Annotated in this window: 15 protein-coding genes and 1 CRISPR repeat array; of the genes, 3 read left to right on the top strand and 12 right to left on the bottom strand. The window is 63.6% G+C overall.

Features of this window, described 5'->3' with window-relative positions:
* Window positions 1-66 precede the first annotated feature (66 nt).
* The 6 genes from QXU72_03670 to QXU72_03645 all read right to left on the bottom strand — a co-directional run bounded on the left by QXU72_03670 (window position 67) and on the right by QXU72_03645 (window position 8,530).
* The gene (locus tag QXU72_03670; GenBank protein ID MEM0494355.1) at window positions 67-3,315 is read right to left on the bottom strand and encodes a glycoside hydrolase family 2 TIM barrel-domain containing protein; all 3,249 of its coding nucleotides are present in this window, start codon (window positions 3,313-3,315) and stop codon (window positions 67-69) included.
* A gap of 91 nt (window positions 3,316-3,406) precedes the next feature.
* Window positions 3,407-6,502 (bottom strand): glycoside hydrolase family 38 C-terminal domain-containing protein, encoded by a 3,096-nt coding sequence (locus QXU72_03665; GenBank protein ID MEM0494354.1) that lies wholly within the window; start codon window positions 6,500-6,502, stop codon window positions 3,407-3,409.
* A gap of 71 nt (window positions 6,503-6,573) precedes the next feature.
* The gene (locus QXU72_03660) at window positions 6,574-6,915 is read right to left on the bottom strand and encodes a nucleotidyltransferase domain-containing protein (GenBank protein ID MEM0494353.1); all 342 of its coding nucleotides are present in this window, start codon (window positions 6,913-6,915) and stop codon (window positions 6,574-6,576) included.
* Complete coding sequence (locus tag QXU72_03655) at window positions 6,899-7,144, bottom strand: HEPN domain-containing protein (protein MEM0494352.1); 246 nt, start codon at window positions 7,142-7,144, stop codon at window positions 6,899-6,901. Before QXU72_03655 ends, QXU72_03660 begins: the two co-directional genes overlap by 17 nt.
* A 5-nt stretch (window positions 7,145-7,149) precedes the next feature.
* Entirely contained in the window at window positions 7,150-7,284 is a 135-nt protein-coding gene (locus QXU72_03650) for a HEPN domain-containing protein (GenBank protein MEM0494351.1), read from the bottom strand.
* Window positions 7,285-7,369: 85 nt separating this feature from the next.
* Window positions 7,370-8,530 (bottom strand): DUF763 domain-containing protein, encoded by a 1,161-nt coding sequence (locus QXU72_03645; protein ID MEM0494350.1) that lies wholly within the window; start codon window positions 8,528-8,530, stop codon window positions 7,370-7,372.
* Window positions 8,531-8,651: 121 nt separating this feature from the next.
* Window positions 8,652-8,939: direct repeats of the CRISPR family, unit length 25 nt; unit sequence CTTTCAACTCATTCTTCGCTGATAC.
* Window positions 8,940-9,346: 407 nt separating this feature from the next.
* On the opposite strand from QXU72_03645, the gene QXU72_03640 reads away from it, so the two are divergent.
* Window positions 9,347-10,447 (top strand): hypothetical protein, encoded by a 1,101-nt coding sequence (locus QXU72_03640; GenBank protein MEM0494349.1) that lies wholly within the window; start codon window positions 9,347-9,349, stop codon window positions 10,445-10,447.
* Window positions 10,448-10,467: 20 nt separating this feature from the next.
* Here the strand turns inward: QXU72_03640 and feoB are convergent, their stop codons facing one another.
* From feoB to QXU72_03610, 6 genes are read right to left on the bottom strand one after another with little or no spacing between them, the layout of a single operon-like run.
* Entirely contained in the window at window positions 10,468-12,591 is a 2,124-nt protein-coding gene (gene feoB / locus QXU72_03635) for a ferrous iron transport protein B (GenBank protein ID MEM0494348.1), read from the bottom strand.
* Complete coding sequence (locus QXU72_03630) at window positions 12,572-12,817, bottom strand: FeoA family protein (GenBank protein MEM0494347.1); 246 nt, start codon at window positions 12,815-12,817, stop codon at window positions 12,572-12,574. The genes feoB and QXU72_03630 overlap by 20 nt, the downstream gene beginning before the upstream one ends.
* Before the next feature lie 5 nt (window positions 12,818-12,822).
* Complete coding sequence (locus QXU72_03625; GenBank protein ID MEM0494346.1) at window positions 12,823-13,440, bottom strand: metal-dependent transcriptional regulator; 618 nt, start codon at window positions 13,438-13,440, stop codon at window positions 12,823-12,825.
* Window positions 13,441-13,472: 32 nt separating this feature from the next.
* Complete coding sequence (locus tag QXU72_03620; GenBank protein MEM0494345.1) at window positions 13,473-13,748, bottom strand: hypothetical protein; 276 nt, start codon at window positions 13,746-13,748, stop codon at window positions 13,473-13,475.
* A 59-nt stretch (window positions 13,749-13,807) separates the two neighbouring features.
* On the bottom strand, window positions 13,808-15,064 hold the full coding sequence (locus QXU72_03615; GenBank protein ID MEM0494344.1) for an MFS transporter: 1,257 nt from the start codon (window positions 15,062-15,064) through the stop codon (window positions 13,808-13,810).
* Between the two features lie 46 nt (window positions 15,065-15,110).
* Window positions 15,111-15,842, bottom strand: a complete 732-nt coding sequence (locus QXU72_03610) for an MBL fold metallo-hydrolase (protein ID MEM0494343.1) — start codon at window positions 15,840-15,842, stop codon at window positions 15,111-15,113.
* A gap of 147 nt (window positions 15,843-15,989) precedes the next feature.
* Between QXU72_03610 and speD the strand changes: the two genes are divergently transcribed.
* Complete coding sequence (gene speD, locus QXU72_03605; protein ID MEM0494342.1) at window positions 15,990-16,388, top strand: adenosylmethionine decarboxylase; 399 nt, start codon at window positions 15,990-15,992, stop codon at window positions 16,386-16,388.
* 180 nt (window positions 16,389-16,568) lie between these two features.
* Entirely contained in the window at window positions 16,569-17,357 is a 789-nt protein-coding gene (locus QXU72_03600) for a SagB/ThcOx family dehydrogenase (GenBank protein MEM0494341.1), read from the top strand.
* Window positions 17,358-17,397: the final 40 nt, after the last annotated feature.

Genomic DNA, 17,397 nt, shown 5'->3' with positions numbered 1-17,397 from the left:
GACTTATATATTACTTGTCAGAGGATTGACAAGTTACTTACGGTGAAACTCGCGTGAGAGCGGTTCCTAGAAAGAGTACCGCTTGATCTTGCTCAAGCGGATGTGGTCGGAGCCCGGCTCCAGGGGCTTCAGGATAACTTCGAAGCGGAACGGCTCGGGCTGCAGCTCGTACTGAGGCAGAGTATCGGGGCCGCAGCTGGCTCCCCCCAACCCCCTCTGCCTGTAGTCGAGGTGGAGGTACACTTCGTCGCGCCACTTCACTTCGTGGGGGTGCTTCGCGGACTCAAGGTCGTGTGGCGTGCAGCGGTGAGCGCTAAACTCCATAGAGCTCGTAGCTACCGCTAGCAGGCCGACCCCACTCTCGTCGCGCAGCGCAACCCACTTCACATCGCACCGGTTGCCGTTCTCCTGAGGCTTGAGGTACGGCACGAACATCTCGTCGACCGTTGTCTCGTAGACGTCTACCATCGCTCCGAACCTCCTGTCAACATAGTTCTCGTGAGGCCCTCTACCGTAGTAAGCTACGCGCGAGAAGCTTCCGGGCAGGCCGAGCGTGAAGCCGGCGCGCGGAAGCACGGGCAGGCCCTCGTCAGGTTTCACGTCGACCGCGACTTTCACGTCACCGTTCCCGTAAACAGTTAGCTCGAGCGTTGAAGTGAAGCCGAGCCCAGTGTCGGGCGCCTCCGTCCGGAGCCCGGCACTCACCACCGCTACTTGAGGGGCAGCTCGGTGAGCGTGTACCCACAGGACCTTGTGCACTACCCTGTTGAGCCCTACCTCTCTCCACTTCCTAGCCGCCCCACGCCCATCGAGCCCTTCGTCGTTGTCTGTAGGAGCTCTCCACACTTCGAGAGGGTTAAAGCTCCTGACAACCTGCCTGCCCTTAAACACGTACGAGAAGCTAGCCGTGCGCTTGCAGAAAACCAGCTCGAAATCCCTGCCCGCGATCCTAAGAGAGCCGTCGCTATCCCCGACCTCGAGCGGCGGCATCTCGGGGATCCTGAGCGGCGGGGGCTCCGGAGCCCGCACGGGCAGCTTGAACTGGCTCCAGCCGACGATAAAGCCCTTCTCAGCCCACGGGAAGCTTCTGGATAGAACGTACTTAAGCACTAGCCAGTACTCGGTGCCCGGCTCCGGGCTCGGCAGCTCGTAGGGCACGTAGATTACCTCCCACTCTCCAGGCTCGAGGTCAGGAGCCTCCAAGCGGCCCTCCTGGAGCGTGCGGCCATCTGCGCGAACCTCCCACAAGATCTCCACCGCTTCGCTCAGCTTCAAGTGGTCGAAGCGGTTCTCGATCTTCACCAGCCCCCTGCTCAGATCCACGGGCTCCGCTTCCACAGGCTGCTGCACTTTCTTGCACTCCCAGAGAGCGGGCTGAGGGGTCCTGTCGGGGAAAACAATACCGTTAATGTTGAAGTTGCCGTCGTGATCCTCCTCGCCAAAGTCCCCACCGTAAGCGAAGTACTTGACACCCCCCTCCTCCTTCAGGAGGCCCTGGTCCACCCAGTCCCAGATGAAGCCACCGCACAGCCTGCGGTGCTTTCGGATCACGTCCCAGTACTCCTTCAGGTTTCCGGTACTGTTCCCCATCGAGTGAGCGTACTCGCACATGATGACCGGCCTGTCGTCCCGCAGCTCGGTGGCGAGCCACTCGAGGAAGTCCAGCGAAGGGTACATGACGCTGATAACGTCCACGCTCCTGGGCACAGAGCCCCCGACCTCGAGGACGTGAACCGCCCCCTCGTAGTGGACTGGGCGGGTCGGATCGTAGCCTCTGACCCAGGCGGCTGCAGCCTCGTGGTTGAAGCCGTACCCGGACTCGTTGCCGAGCGACCACATGATCACGGAAGGCCTGTTCTTGTCGCGCTCCACCATTCGGATAACGCGGTCCATGAACGCTGGAAGCCACTCGGGGTTGTTCGCCGGCTCGTTGCGCAGAGGCCCAGTCTTGCCGATGCTGGCGATACCGTGGCACTCTACGTTCGCCTCGTCCACCACGTACACTCCGTACTTGTCGCACAGGTAGTACCAGTAGGGGTGGTTCGGGTAGTGCGACGTGCGAACCGCGTTGAAGTTAAACTGCTTCATGAGCCGCACGTCCAGCTCCATCAGCTCCCTCGTCACAGCGTACCCCCTCACGGGGTCGATCTCGTGCCTGTTCACCCCCCTGAGGTATACAGGCTTCCCGTTGACGAGGACCCTGCCATCCCTCACCTCAACCTGGCGGAACCCGACGAACTCCCGGATAACCTCCAGAACCGAGCCATCGTGCCCCTTAAGCGTTAGAAGAAGGCTGTAGAGGTAGGGGTCCTCCGCGCACCACTTCCTGGGCGCTTTAACCTCGCACTGAAAAGTAACGTACACCTCCTCCCCGGGCTTCACCCCGCCGACAAAGCGGACTAGAGGCCTCTCCAGCACCGGCCTCCCGTCAGCATCCAGTAGCTCCAGCTCGACCGCCAGGCCCTGCTTCTCCTCCCGGGAGTAGCTCCGCACCTTTACGAGAACCTCGAGCACCGCGTCCACGTAGTCCTCGCCGAACCGCGTCTTCACGAAGAAATCACGTATCCTCACCTCGGGCGCCAAGTAGGCGTAAACATCCCGGAAGATCCCGCTCAGCCTCCACATATCCTGGTCTTCGAGGTAGCTGCCGTCGCTCCACCTAAGCACTTCAACCGCGACCAGGTTCTCGCCGGGCTTCACGTAAGGGGTGATGTCGAACTCGGCAGGCGTCCTTGAATCCTTGCTGAAGCCCACGTAGCGCCCGTTAACCCACACGTAGAAAGCGGAGCCCGCACCCTCGAAGACGAGGAAGAGCCTCCTGCCCTCCAGCTCAGCGTCCAGCTTGAAACGTTTCCTGTAGAGTCCCGTAGGGTTCCAGCCCTGCGGCACGTAGGGAGGGTGGGGCGGGAAAGGGTACCTGAAGTTGAGGTATATCGGCTTATCGTATCCGAGGAGCTGCCAGCAGCTCGGGACCTCGACCTCATCCCAGCCCGAGTCGTCGAAGCCGGGCTCGTGGAAGCCCGGCGGCGCTTGCTCCGGGCTCTGGACGAGCTTGAACTTCCACCTCCCGTTCAGCGAAATCTTCCAAGGGGACTCCAGGAATCCGCTGCTCAAAGCGGAGCCGCGGTCGGGGCAGGGGAGGAAAGCAGCGCGCGGCGGCTCCCGGTTCACACCCACGATCGAAGGGTTCTCGTACTCGTGGAGATACCTGCGGTCCACGAAGCAGCTCCTAGGGGAGCTCTCCCCGCAGTGCGGCGCGAAACCAGCCCCCATCTTCTTCGCTAGCAGCAGGCAGAGCGCAGATAAGTTCTTCACTCTGCTCGCAGCCCCAGCCGGGGGCACGGCCCCCAGTAAAGCCGAACGGAAGCGCAAAGGCTAGCGAGAGAAAGTTCCGCTCGCCCCAGCCTCAAGCTCTCTCGAGGAGCAGGGTCTTAACCTCGAAAGGCTTGAAGCTCAGCCTCACGCTAGAACCTCTGCCCACCATCTTCGGGTTCTCCTCGAGGAGGTTCGTCTCGAAGACCGTGAAGCTACCCGGAAGCTTCAGCACCACCTCGCGGCTCCTCCCCTCCACCTCGTACAGCCTGACCACTACACCCTTCTCCTCACCCAGCTTCACAGCCTCGACGATAACACCGGGCTCTGCTTCGAGGAAGCTCGCCGCCCTCGGCATGCCTCCCCCCTCCGCCCTCTTCTCAGCCAGCTTGAGCCCAGCCCAGACCTCGTAAGCCTTCTCGTAAACCCTCCCAGCCCTATAGTCGCCCTCGTGCGGGTACAGGTAGTAAACGACCTCGAAGCGGCCGAGGTCGGACCACGGGTTCGGCATGAAGGGGGACTTCAGGAGGCTCAGACCTACCCTCGACCCTCGCACGCTGTAGCCGTGCCTAGTGGGAGCGATGATCGCGGCGCCGCGAGCTCCGTCGGAGACATCTACCCACCTGAGCGCGGGAACCTCGTACCTCGCCTCATCCCAGCTGTCCCTGGGCACCGTCCTCCTCTCGACCACCCCGAACGGCACCTCGAAGTGCGCAGTATCGCTCTTCACATTGAAGTCGAACCAGGCCTTCACGAGGTAGCACTTCTCGCGCCAGTCGAAAGAGACTCGGATCTCCACGAGCTTCAAACCCTTGTACAGCGTGACCCTCACCCTGGCCGTCGAGCTCTTGAAGCGGAGCGCGCACTCAGCAGAAGCTGCGACAGGCCCGCTCGAGACCACCCTCAGGGGCTCAGCAGGCTGGAAAGCGTAGCCAGGCGACTCGACTGCAGAGCGGTCGATATCCCAAGCGTCGAAGCTGCCGGGCTTATCGGGGTGCGCGCGCAGCACGTTGCTGGGAGCCGCCAGGACCTCGAAGCCGGATTGCTTGTCGTACACCGAGAGAAGCTCCCCGCCGCCGCTCAACCTCACCCTGAGCAGCTCGTTCTCGAGCACCACGCCGCCCTCCTCAGCCCGGGCGCTCGCACCGCCCGAGGGCTCCTGGCTGGCACCCGGCAGGAGCGCGACGTAGCCGGTCGCGGGGACCTCGACCACCGCCACCAGCCCCTCACCGGAACTCTGCGCCTCCACAGGCCTACCGTCAGGGTAGGTGTAGCCAAGCCCCGGGAGCTTCAGGGGCAGCTTAACCGGCCAAGGTAGAGAGTTGAAGACGACCACGCTGCCCTTAGGCGCGTCTACGCGCTCAGCGACCGCTTCGAGCGACTTTCGCGAAACCGCCTCGAAGGAGGTGATCGCAGCCTCGAGGTCCCCGTAGGCTTCAGCGTAAGCCTCGTAGCTGGAGGAGCCGGGCAGCACGTCGTGGAACTGGCAGCGGAGCAAGCGCTCCCAAGCTTCCCTGATCTCGGGGGCGGGGTAGCCTGCCAGGCCGAAAAGGTGAGCTAACGCCGCCGCCAGCTCGGCCCAGCGGGCCTCGCTCTCGGCCCTAGAGACAAGCTCCTTAACCTTCAGGTTCGTAGTGTAGACGCCGCGGTGGAACTCGTTGTAGATCTCACCCTTCCAGCGAGGCAGCTTCTCCTTAGCTTTCAGCAGCTCGCTCACGTACTCGCTCTCGCTCGGAGCCTCGACGGGCTCGGGTAGGCCGGGGATAGAGCGGAGGAGCTTCAGCCGCTCGAGCATCAGGAAAGTAGGCCCACCGCCCCCGTCGCCGAACCCGTACGCGTGCACCGCCGGGGCCAGATCCCTCTGCTTGTACCTCTCCCACAGGCCCGCCAGCTCGCTCGCCGTCAGGGAGCCGTTGTAGGTGGCTACGATGATGTGGGCTACGACCTCGCTGCCGTCAAGGCCCTCCCAGACGAAAGCGTGGTAGGGAAACTCGTTCGTGTCGTTCCACATCACCTTGTGCGTCACGAAGACCTCGATGCCAGCTTTGCGGAAGAGCTGGGGGAGCTGGGCGCTGAAGCCGAAGGAGTCGGGAAGCCACCCGACCCTGCTCCTCGCCCCGAGCTTCTCGGCGAAGTACCGCTGCCCGTAGAGCAGCTGCCTCGCCAGAGACTCCCCCGTGACCAGCTGGGTGTCCGCCTCAACCCACATCCCGCCTACCGGCAGCCACCGCCCCTCCCTCACCAGCCTCTTAACCTCCTCGAAGAGCTCGGGCTCCGCTTCCTCGAGCCACTTGTAGTTCTGGGCCCCGCTCTGCACGTACGTGAACCTGTACCCCATCTTCGCCAACCGCACCACAGTCGCGAACGTCCGGACCACCTTCCTCCTCGTCTCGCTGAACGGCCACAGCCAGGCAGTGTCGATGTGAGCGTGCCCGAAGAGGTACACCTTCCCCGCGGCTGCGCCGGTGGGCAGCTTCTCCCGAACCCTCCTAGCAGTCTCGACCACCTCCTCCACGCTAGGCCCAGGTATGTCGGCAGCGAAGCCCGCCAGCACCCGGGGGCCATACACGCTCGCAGTGTAGGCGAAGTCCCAGCGGGGGCCGCGGTACTCGGGCGTGCTCTCCGGCGCGAAGTGCCCGTACAGGATCGTGTGCGCAGCGTAGACCTGCGTGACGCTAGGCGTGAGCTCAACCTCCTCCGCCGCGCGGGAGAGAGCCTCCAGGAGGTCGCTCCTACCCTTCGCGAGCTGGAGCAGGTCGAGCAGCGATAAAGCGAGGTGGAACTCGTCCCAGAGCACAGCGGAGAGGCTCGACCCTACGAAGGCGAACGACCAGGGGTTCTCGCCGAAAAGCCTGCGCGGAGTCGCCTCCAGGGCGACACGCCTCTCCCCCGGCTCGAGAACAGCGAGCCTATGCTGCTCGTCAACAGCCTGGAAAAGCTCTCCATCGACGCGGAGCAGCCCGTTCCCCGTGATATCCAGCCTGAGGAGCCAACGCGCCCCACCGAGCCTAGGCAGTGAGAGGTGCACCTCGAAGGCGAGAACCTCGTCCGGCCTAGCCGCGCTGAAGAAGGGAAGCTCTACCTCCCCACCACTCCCCCTCCACCTGGTGACCGGCTTGTGGTCGACAACCGTCGCGGCGAGAAAGTCGAAGAACCTTCGCTCAATCTCTCGGAAGGTCAGCCTCGCCACACACCCCTCTCGGCGCGGAGGGTAAATAGCCTTTCCCCCGGGCTGCAGAGGAAAACTGCGCGCCGCACCGCTCAAAACTCCACAAGCTCTCCGACCCTGCTGAGGTACCACCCCCCTTCTTCCTCATCCGCTAGGTGGATCTCGAAAGGGTGGTAGGGCGGGAGGCCCGCAAGCTCCTCTATCTTCACCTTTACCTTCGCCCTCTCCAAGCCGCTCCTCGGAAGGCTCCCCGAAATCACCAACACGTCGACATCGCTGCCGCCAGTGCACTCACCCCTCACCACGCTCCCGAAAACGTAAACCCTCGCGCCAGGGAGAACAGCTCTAGCCGCCTCCGCTACCCTAGCAGCGTACACCCTCCAGTTCCTGACCATCTCAGCCCTCTTCAAGAGGATGTCAACATACACCTCCATGCTCCAAAACCTCTCTCGCAAAGTTCACGAGAATTTCAGCCTCCTCCCTGCTGTACTCCCTCGCTAGGTACCTCGAAGCTATGTAAGCATCCTCCAGGAGACCGACCTCAACTCTGTTCTCCTCAAGGAAGCTCACGAGCTCTCCGCACTCAGGCAGCCTACCGAGGATCGAGGCGAGAGCCATTGTCGAGTGCACCCTGGGGTAGTCGCCCACCTTCTCCAGCAGCATTGCCTTTAAGTGCAGCGCACCGCCTGCTCCGCGAGGAAGACAGCTAAGTCGTAATCCCCCGCGTTAAAGCTCTCTAAAGCTCTCGCAAGGAAGGATCTCGCCCTCCTCCTCAAGAGCTCTACCTCGCGAGCGCGCGACATTACGGGAAAGTACAGCTACCGCCTATTTATACCTCCTCGCGCCCAACCCCCGGGGGCAGGGCCGAGAGCACTCTGGGAAGCGGAGCTAGAGCGTCGGGACCTTCTCCTCCTCCGGCGGCTGCCAATCCCTAGTGAGCGCTGCGAGCCTTCTCAGAGCCCAGGGCGACCTCACCCGCTGGGTCAGCTCCCTCAAGATCGAGAGAACCTCGTCGTAAGTCCTCCTGTCCACCGGGAACGGCACACCGTCCTTACCGCCCACAGCGTAAGCGAACTTGAAGGGGTCCACCGGGTGGGTGACAGGATCCCTCCAGCTCGGAGGCGTCTCGTAAACCAGCTCCGCGATCAGCGCCAGCGCCCTCACCGTGCTCGGGCCCACACCCCGGATAGCGAGCAGCTCCTCGTAGCTGCGCACATCAAGCTCGCGAGCAGCCTCGAGCGCCCGAAGGTTCAGCGCGGCGCCGCCGAGCCGGAGGTAGCGCTTAACAGTCTCCCGCACCTTCTCGAGCGGGTAAGGCTCGTACCTGACCAGGGGCGCGAGCCCCCGGGCTGCGGCTAAAGCTTGCTGCAGCTCGGACTCAAGCCTCGCAGGGCTCTCCTTCGCTAGATCGGCGAGAAGCCTCCGGTGCTCGCCGAAGCCAGCGTCAACAGTGTTCAAAGCAGTGCCCGCCACACCGCTAACACCCCTGTGAGGGTTCTCGACGAAGCTCGAAACACTCTCGGAGAACCAGTGGTAGCGCCTAGCCACCTTCACCTGCGGGTTCATACCCTGCTGCACCACAGCCCACCGGCCCTCCCCATCCAGGAAGAACGCGTGGTGGTAAAGCTGGTAGCCCGCCTGGAGCGCCGCGCTATCAACCTTAGCGACGAGAATCGAGGCCCTCACCAGCCTCTCCGCGTCGAGGCCCAGCCTGCGGGCCAGCCCCTCGAGCTCCTGGGGAGTCCTAAGGCTCGCACCACCCTTACCCCCCGCCGCGTACACGCCGAGATCCAGCCTCGAAAGAACCTCCTTGAGAACCGCGGTCGTGACAGTCGTCGAGCCTGAAGAATCCCAATCCATCCCGATAAGGTTGTTAAGCGCCTGAAACCACACCGGGTCGGCAACCCTCTCGAGGAAACCCCCCGTCCCGTACTCGTCCACAACCAGCCTAACCACTACCCCAGCCAGCTCCCTCATCCTCGCAACCAGCCAGGAAGGCACACGCCCCCCATGCAGCGGAAGCTCAGCTACCCCCCTACGCACCAACATCCACACACCCAGAAACTTAAAGCCCTTACCACCCAGGCAGCAACACCCCACCAGAACAGCCAACAACCCAACCCTTCGCTGACAATAGCGAGTAAGCAGGAAAACCCCCAACCTACACCGACTTTCAACTCATTCTTCGCTGATACGAGGTGGCGGAGCCTGCGGGGAGGCGGCTTGAAGGAGAAACTTTCAACTCATTCTTCGCTGATACATGAGGAACCTCCGCTCCGCGCAGCCCCCTCGCACTTCCTGGCCACTCCTTTCAACTCATTCTTCGCTGATACGAAAAGATAGAGAGAGCTCTCCTCAACGTTGAGGCTTTCAACTCATTCTTCGCCGATACATGTAAGAATGGCAAGAATGGTAAGAGTGGTGAAAATGGTACTTTCAACTCATTCTTCGCTGATACCGGGGCTGGGTGGTGTTTTTAGCTGGTTTTGGTTTTATTTATGTTTTTCTCTTCTCTACTTGGGTTTAATGCTAGGGTTTTCCCGCTCTCAATCTCTGCAAGTTTTAGCGACCTAGGTGGGCTGGCTGAGTGATACGCAACGGGAGGAGGCTTCAGGGAAACTGCTGGCCCTCCGCCGAAACCTCTGAAGGAGGAAAGCCCGCTTTTCCCCTACGGTGCCCGGGCGGGGCCGCACACCTTCCCAGGGCCACTCCTCCTCTGCTCTATCACGCTAGTTTGGGTGGGAGGTTAGGCTCGGCGACTGCTGGGAGCTTGTGGCGCGCGGAGGTTTTGCGGCCTTGATCCGCTGGGCTGCTGGCAGGGATATAAGCGGGTTTTCTGGCTCGTGGAGGTGCGGGTGGCTGGGTGTGCGCGTAAGGCGGCTTGCGGCTCTGGTGCTTGTGGCTGCTGTGCTTCTCACGCTTCTCCCGCTCTCCTTGAGGCTTTCCGAGCGGGCTCCGACGGTCAGCGTCCGGGTTGAGGTTGTGGGGGAGGGGCGTGTCCTGGTTAACGGGAGCGTGGTTAGTGGTGGTGTGCTCGAGGTGGAGCCGGGCTCTACGCTGGTTATCCTTCTAGAAGCGCCGGAGCACGTAGAGGTAGAGCTGTACGTGAACGGGTCGAGGCGCCCGGCTGGCTCGGAGCCGTTGCTTATGAAGGTGAGGGGCAGCACTGCGCTGAAAGCCGTTTTCAAGCCGAGGCTAGCTGCGCTTCACGTGGATGCTGGCGGGCTGACCGTGCTCGCCGCGGGGAAGGGTTGGGAGCGTGAGGTGAACGGCTCCGCTACGCTGAATGTCGGGCTGGGCGAGAGGGTAAGCGTCATGGCGCTCTGCAGGGAGAGCGGTGGAGGGGTTGCGTGCGTAGAGCGCTGGATAGTCCTCTCTGATGCTTCCACGGGCGTGGCGAGCGGCACGCTGCCTCCCAACGCTACTGTCCAGGTTCTCGCCAACACTACCCTCAGGGCCGTGGTCGCGGTCAGGACGAAGGAGGGGTCTCTGCTGCTCCTCCGCGGCGCTGTGCTGGCTGGTGGTGTAGAGGTGCCCGCTACCCTTTACCCCGACGAGCTCGGCGGGTGGTCGGCGGCGGTCGAGTACCTTGGCGGTGGAGCGTGGCGTGTCAGCGCGCTGGGGCGCAGCTCGATGTTCATCGAGCTTCCCGAGGGCTGGGTTAACGCAACGGTGGAGGTGTGGGTTGAGCGCAACTACACTAGTGCTCCCTTCGCTGGCGTCTTCGTGGTCGTGAGCGAGAGCCCGCAGCTCATCAGGGGGTGCAGCTCCGCGGAAGCTCTCGCGGCGGGCAGCTACTTCCGCGTGCTCTTGGTGAGGGGTGAGGGCGCGCTCGAGGTCCCTGAGGGCTGGGTGAGGGGGCAGGGTTACTGGCCTAAGCCGAACCCGGCGGCCCGGACGGGCAGGCTCTACCTGGTTGTGGAGAACTTGCAGGTGAAGCTCCGGGTGGTGGTGCGCGGCAGGTAGCCGCTCGCGAAAGCCGCAGCTCAGCCGAGGAGAGCGAGCCCTAGAGCGTAGGCTAGCAGGCTCGCCGCGAGGGCGGCCGCGAGGGACCAGGCGAGGGCGGCTAGGGTTAGCTTCAGGCTCGCTGTCTCGCTGTACACAGCTGACAGCGTCGCCAAGCAGGGCATGTAGGTCGTGTAGAAGACCATGAGGGCGAGGGCCTGCGCTCCCGTCAGGCCGAGGGATGAGAGAGCCTCGAGGGGGCCGGCTGCCCCGGTGAAGCCGACGAGGGAGAGCAGGACAACCTCCTTCGCCAGGAGGCCGGCTAGCATCGCGAAGGCGAGCGCTTCAGCGGCGCTTCCGTGGACGCCGAAGGGGAGCATGATGGGCGAGAGGTGCTTGCCGAGGATCCCTGCGAAGCTCTCCGCGGGGGTGCTCGCCGGGCCGTGGGGCCCGTAGGAGGTTAAGCCCCAGAGAGCAACGCCCAGGACGAAGATTATGAAGCCGGCGCGCTTGAGGAAATGCTTCACGTAGTCCCACGTGATCCACCAGAGGACTTTCAGCGAGGGCTTGTGGAGGGGCGGGAGCTCTAGCAGCAGCTCGGGGGGTTCCCGGGCGCCGCGGAGCTTGCGGATCGCCAGCGACGTGAGTAAGAGCATGGTGAAGGAAGCTGCGTAGACCAGCGCGAGGGGGGCTAGAGCCTGGAAGCCTCCCCCGAAGTACGCGGCTGCGAAAGCGAGGAGCACTACTAGCCTCGCCTGGCATGGGATGAAGGGGATGCTGAAGATCAGCTCGAGCCTCTCGGTGGCGTCGGTGCTGGCTCTAGTGGAGAGAACTCCGGGGACGTTGCAGCCGAGGCTGATGAGCATAGGGTAGATCGCGCGCCCGGATAGGCCGGCGCGCTTCAGCGTGTTATGGAGCGATACTGCTGCGAGCGGGCCTACGCCGCTATCCTCAAGGAAAGCTAGGATGAACAGCGCTGTGAAGATTAGCGGGAAGAAGGTGAGCACCAGCGCAGCACCCGGCAGGAAGCCTTCCACCAGGATGCCCGCTAGCGGCCCGCTGACGCCCGCCTCGGCTAGAGCCCGATCCAGGGCTCGCGAAAGGCTGTCGAAAAGGCTCGAGATGAGGCCGGATAGCGTGTAGGATTCCACCGACTCCGCCAGCTCCGAGAAGCCCAGCTGCTCCAGGATCAGCGTGAGAGGGAACCCGGTGTTAACCGCGAAGACTACCGTGAACAGCGAGAGCAGGAGGGCGAGCGAGGCGAAGGGCCCGGCAGCAGGGTGGAGGAGAACCCTCTCCAGCAGCCCCCGCCGCTCCCGCAGGAGTAGGCGGACCACCGCCTTCCTGCACACCGAGTCGACGAACCTGAACCTAGCCGCGATAGCAGCTTCCTCCACGTCCACCCCTGAGCGCTGCAGCTCCTGCCTAAGCTTCTCAGCCTTCTCGACGATGCGGCTCCCCCCAGCTCTCAGGACGGCTCTCAGAGCGTACTCATCACCTTCGAGAAGCTTTACAGCGATCCAGCGGGGCGGGGCCCTCAACTCCACTTCCAGCCCGCTGAGGTCTCGCGCGAGCTCCGAGATCGCCCGCTCGAGAACACCGTAGTCGATGACCAGCGGCTCCGCACCCCCAGCCTCCACCACCTCCGCTATAGCGCGGCGCAGCTCGCTGAGCCCTTCCCCCGTGACCCCCGAGACCGGGATCACGGGAGCCTTGAGAGCCCTCTCAAGCTGGTCGACGTGCACGTGCACCCCTCTCGCGTGCGCTTCATCCCACTTCGTCAGCGCGACGACCACCCGCCCCGTCAGCTCTCGCACGTGGAGAGCCATGTAGAGCGTCTTCTCCGGGGCTACCGCGTCGACAAGCACGAGGACAGCGTCCCAGTCCCCCCTCAAGAGGTAGTCGCGGGTGATGCGCTCCTCCTCGCTGATGCCGGCGAGCGAGTACACGCCGGGCGTGTCGACCAGGACGACTGTCTTCCCGTCGAGCTTCAGCAACCCTTCCTTGCGCTCGACCGTGGTTCCAGGCCAGTTAGCGATGTGCGCTACCCGGCCTGTCAGCCTGGTGAAGAGCGTGGACTTGCCCACGTTGGGGCTGCCCACTACCGCTACGCGCGCAGCGCCTTCCAGGCGTGGCTCAGCAGGGTCACGGCTGCACGCTAGCACCTTCCGCCACCTCTACGACGATCTTCCTCGCGAGCCCCCTCCCAAGGGCTAGAGTCGCCCCCCTCACCCTGACCAGGATCGGCCCCCTGCTGTTCCTGACGACTTCCACCGTCGTCCCGGGGACGAGCCCCATCTCGAGCAAGCGCTTCCTCAACCCCCAGCCCTGCTCCGCCACGTCCACGACCACGGCCCTCGATCCTTCGGGAACCTCGTCGAGAGTCGCCAAAGCCCTCACCTCTTCTCCACGAAGAGGAGCCTCGCGGCCGGTAGCGGCAGCGTGTAGGTGCCCCCGGACCACTCCACGACCACTCCGCCGCGCTCAACCTTTTTGACCGCGATAGGCCGGCCTGGCTGCAGCTTAAGTGTCCTAACCCACTCGAGGGAAGCTTTGAGCTCCCCGATCCTTGCAAGCCTGTGCATCCCGACTCCTGCCTCGGTGAGCGGGACAACCTTCGTGGAGGCTCTCCCGGGCACCGGGTTCCCGTGGGGGCAGAAGCTCGGGCTGCCGATGTGCGCGTCCACCAACTCCGCGAACTCGACCGCGTGCTCCAGCTGGTGCGCTATGCTGTGCGCTCTGTAGGGGTCGGCTTTCAGAACGTCCGCCAGGAAGCGCTCGAGAACCCTGTGCCTCAGCACTACCTGCTCCGCCACCTCGAGCCCTGCCTCTGTGAGGAAGTAGATCGGCTTGCTCTTGGAGACGAGCCCCCGGCTCTCGAGCCTCGAGAGCTCGCGCAGCGCTGAGGGCGCGCGGACCCCCAGCTCCCTAGAGATCACGCTGAGCCGCGCCTCGACTCCCAGCTCCTTCAAGCGGTACAGGAGCGCGAGGTAGTCCTCTCCTCTAACGGGCACAATTCTCTGGGATCTTGCCTCTTAATTAAATTTTAGCCTGGGCTAACTGGCTTCCCGAGCTTGGCGGCCTTACCCGTCAGCTCGTACACCTTGACCCCTTTCAGGTTTCTCGCCGTGCAGCTCCCGCTCAGGGGGCAGGACGCGCACGTAGACCACTCGACCTCCCGCAGGTACCCGTGGGCGAGGAGCGCCCCGATCAAGGCTTCCGCCTCTCGGGCTGGGATGCCCAGCTCCCGAGCTAGTGAGTCGCTTGTGAAGGGGCCTCTGGACATGGCTTCTACCGCTTTCCTCAGCAGGTTAGGCTCCACGCTACGTAGAAGACGTGCCGAGTATAAAAAAGAGGAGGCCAGCAGAGGTGGGGAGGAAGCTACTCTACGAGCTCCTCCAGCGGCTTGCCCTTGGTCTCTACGCCCAGGGCTCCCACGACTGCCGCGGAGATGACGTGGACTGCGGCGAAGAGCAGGAAGGGGGCGAGCGGGTCTCCGTAAGCCTGCATCAGCACGCCCGCGATGTAGGGGCCGAGGATGCCGCCTACCCGGCCGAACGAGTTAGCCCAGCCGCTGCCAGTGCCCCTGAGCGCTGTAGGGTAGAGCTCCGGCGTGTACGCGTAGGTGATCCCCCAGGCTCCGAGGTTGAAGAAGGAGACGAGGGAGCCGTACAGGAGGACTTCCGGCTCGGAGGTGGAGAGCCACATGAGAGCGCTAGCAGTGCCGGCGCCGAGCATGTATCCTGCGAGCAACCACCTCCGGCCGAGGGTTTCGATGAGGTAGGCTGCGGAGAGGTAGCCTGGGATCTGGGCGAGCGTGATCGCGATCGAGTAGTCGAGGCTCTTCACGAAGGGGATGCCCCGCGCGTGCAGGATGTCGGTAAGCCACAGGAAGATCCCCCAGTACGCGAGGACTAGGCAGAACCAGTGCACCCAGAGCATTGCCGTGCGCCTCGCGTAAGGCTTGCTGACGAGGTCCCTGAGGCTCGTCCTCCTCACGGGCTCAGGCCGAGGAACCTCGACGCCCATCTTCCCGGCGAGGGAGCGGGCCTCCTCCAGCCTCCCCCGCGCGACGAGGTACCTGAGAGACTCGGGGGCGAGGAAGTATAGAGCCGGCGCGAGCGCTAGTGCAGCGGAGGATGCGGCGAAGACTGCTCTCCAGCCGTAGAGCGGGGCCAGCACTCTCGACAGCAGCAGCGCGGCGAGCCAGCCGAGAGCCCAAGCGCTCTCCAGGATGGCGACGCTCCTCCCCCTCACGCTCGTGGGAGCGTACTCGCTCATAAGCACGCTGGCGGTAACCATGTAGCCGGCGTTCCCGGCGCCCGCGAGGACGCGGTAGGCTGCGAGGTCTAGCCAGCCCCTCGCGGCTGCGCTGAGAGGGGTGAAGACGCCCATCAAGGCTGCAGCAGCTGCGAGCGCGGCCTTTCTCCCCACCCTATCGGCTGCGAAGCCGAAGAGGAAGGCTCCGAGGAGCATTCCCAGCAGCCAGGCGCTCAGAACTCTGCCAGCTTCTTCCGGAGTTAGGCCGAGCTCGGCGCGGATGAGGGGCAGCGTGCCGCTCACCAGCCCGGCGTACATCGCTCCTACAGCCCAGCCGAGCATCAGGATGGCTAGGAGGTTTAACCGGCCGGCTTTCACGCGGTGTTCTGGGAGCCCTCTTTAAAGAAGCTTTACGCTTATCTAGCTAAACATCGAAGAAGCCTTTCGCGCGGCTCAGCCACTCCAGCGCTCTCGCCACGTTCTCCCTGCCCCGGATCAGTGCGCCGTGCTGGGGCACTATCACCTCTATCTCAAGCCCCTTCACCGTCTCCAGCCACCTCTCGATCGCTAGGCGGGTCGGGATGTACCGCTTAAGGAAACCCTCCATGTACTTCACGTGGGAGTCCAGGTCGTCCGCGAAGTCGTAGTCCAAGCCTGCCGGGAGCAAGGAGGCGAAGAGGTCCCCGCTGTAGAGGAGCTTCAGGACGGGGTCGTAGATCTGGAAGTTGCCTGGAGAGTGCAGGAAGTGCGCCGGCACCAGCTTGAGCTCGCAGCTACCGAGCTTGACCGTACCGCCCTCGTCCGGGATGGGCACCACTCGATTTTCCTCGATTGCCTGCTGGAAAGCGTGGGGCAGGAAGCGCTGCCAGACCGACGGGATCAGGATCTTCGCCTGGGGGGCAGCGGAGTACCAGGCCGCGGCAGCTCCCAGGATGTCGGGGTCCTGGTGGGAGAAGAAGAGGTACTTCACCCGGAGCGCTGGCACGGCTTTCGCTATCTCGGCGATCAGCTTGTTGAAGACAGCCCTGCCGCCGGGGTCGGCGAGGAGCCCCTCCCCCTCATCGACGAAGACGACTTGGTTCGCTTGAACCTGGCCTTCGGGTGTGAGGTCTCTGAACACGACGACTCTGTGACCTCCAGAGGTGAACTCGAGCACAGGGCTTCGCCCGCAGAGCGGGCGAAAGCGCCTATAAAAGCATTGTAGTACGGCTCGCGGCGCAGCCGGGAGCAGGCTGCGCTCCCGCACCTGACTGCGAAACGTTTAAAAATCCTTTAGCGTTGAACGTGCCGCGCGACAGGAGAGATGCCTGAAGAGGATAAGCCGGGAGTGGTGGGTAAGCACGTCTACGGGAACCTGTACGACGTGGACTTATCCATCGCTGCAGACGAGGAGAAGCTCAAAGAAGTTGTCAAGGAAGCTGCTGCGCTGGGCAACATGACGCTCTGGGACCTTAGGTCTTGGAGCTTTGGGGGCGAGAAGGGTGGCGTCTCGGTCGTGGCGCTGATCCTGGAGAGCCACATCGCAGTACACACCTGGGTCGAGTACCGCTACGCCACCGTCGACGTCTACACGTGCGGGGAGAAGAGCGACCCCTTCAGAGCTTTCGAGCACATCGTTAAGGCTCTCAAGCCCAAGTTCTACACTTTCAACTACGCCGACAGGAGCAGTAAGCCTCAGATCCGCCAGATGGCTCAGCACTGAAGCCGGCGGTCAGGCTGGGAGCCGGGATTCGGCGTGCCGCGTTTTTCACCGAATTCCCGTTAGAATCCGGTGACCTTTCTGCGAGTGATGAGTAGATAAACCTGGCTCGCGCAAGTGTAGGAGGGGATGCTCGCGGCTCCGCCTTCTACGCGACTGAAGCTCGCGGCAGCGGTTTTAGCGGTGGCTACCGTTCTGCTAGCAGCTCTTGCACTGCTCACTAAGCCGGCTGAGGGGCCAGCCGCCGGAGAGGCTGCCGGGGATGTGGCTGTGCCTGCAGCAGCGGTAGGCAGTGAGATCCTGCTTCCGCTCCCCAGAGCTAGGAGCGGGGTCAGCGTGGAGGAGGCTTTACTGAGCCGGAAGAGCGTGAGAGCGTGGCGGGAGGAGCCCCTAGACATCGAGGACCTTGCGGCTATCCTCTGGGCTGCTCAGGGAGTTACCGAGCGCACCGCGTGGTACCGCAGAACAGCCCCCAGCGCTGGCGCAACGTACCCGCTGGAAGTTTACGTGGTGGTTGGCGAGCGGGGTGTGAAGAACGGGGCCAGCTTCCTTCCGGCCGGCGTCTACAAGTACAACCCCCTGCGCCACTCGCTGGTCCTGGTTAAGCTGGGCGATGCTAGGAGCGGCCTTTGGAGCGCTTCGCTGAGGCAGGAGTGGGTGCGCAGCGCGCCTGCATCGCTCGTGATATGCGCCGTTTTCGAGAGGACGACCAGAGTGTACGGTGAGCGTGGTGAGAGGTACGTGTATATGGAGGCTGGCCACGCGGGCCAGAACATCTACTTGATGGCAGCTGCGCTCAACCTAGGCACAGTAGCAGTAGGCGCTTTCGACGACGCTGCCGTCGCCGAAGTGATCTCCGCTGAGCCCGGCGAGGCCCCGCTCTACATCTACCCGGTAGGTGTCCCCCGCGAGCCGTACAAGGGCAGCTTCGAAAAGCTTCACGAGCTCTTCGAGAGCGCGAGGCGCGGGTGAGTGCTGCGCATCAGCGCCGGCTCGCGGCCGCGGGCTGTGC

The organism is Thermofilum sp. (assembly GCA_038741495.1).
Taxonomy (GTDB): domain Archaea; phylum Thermoproteota; class Thermoprotei; order Thermofilales; family Thermofilaceae; genus Thermofilum.
This window is presented reverse-complemented; position numbering and strand designations above follow the sequence as displayed.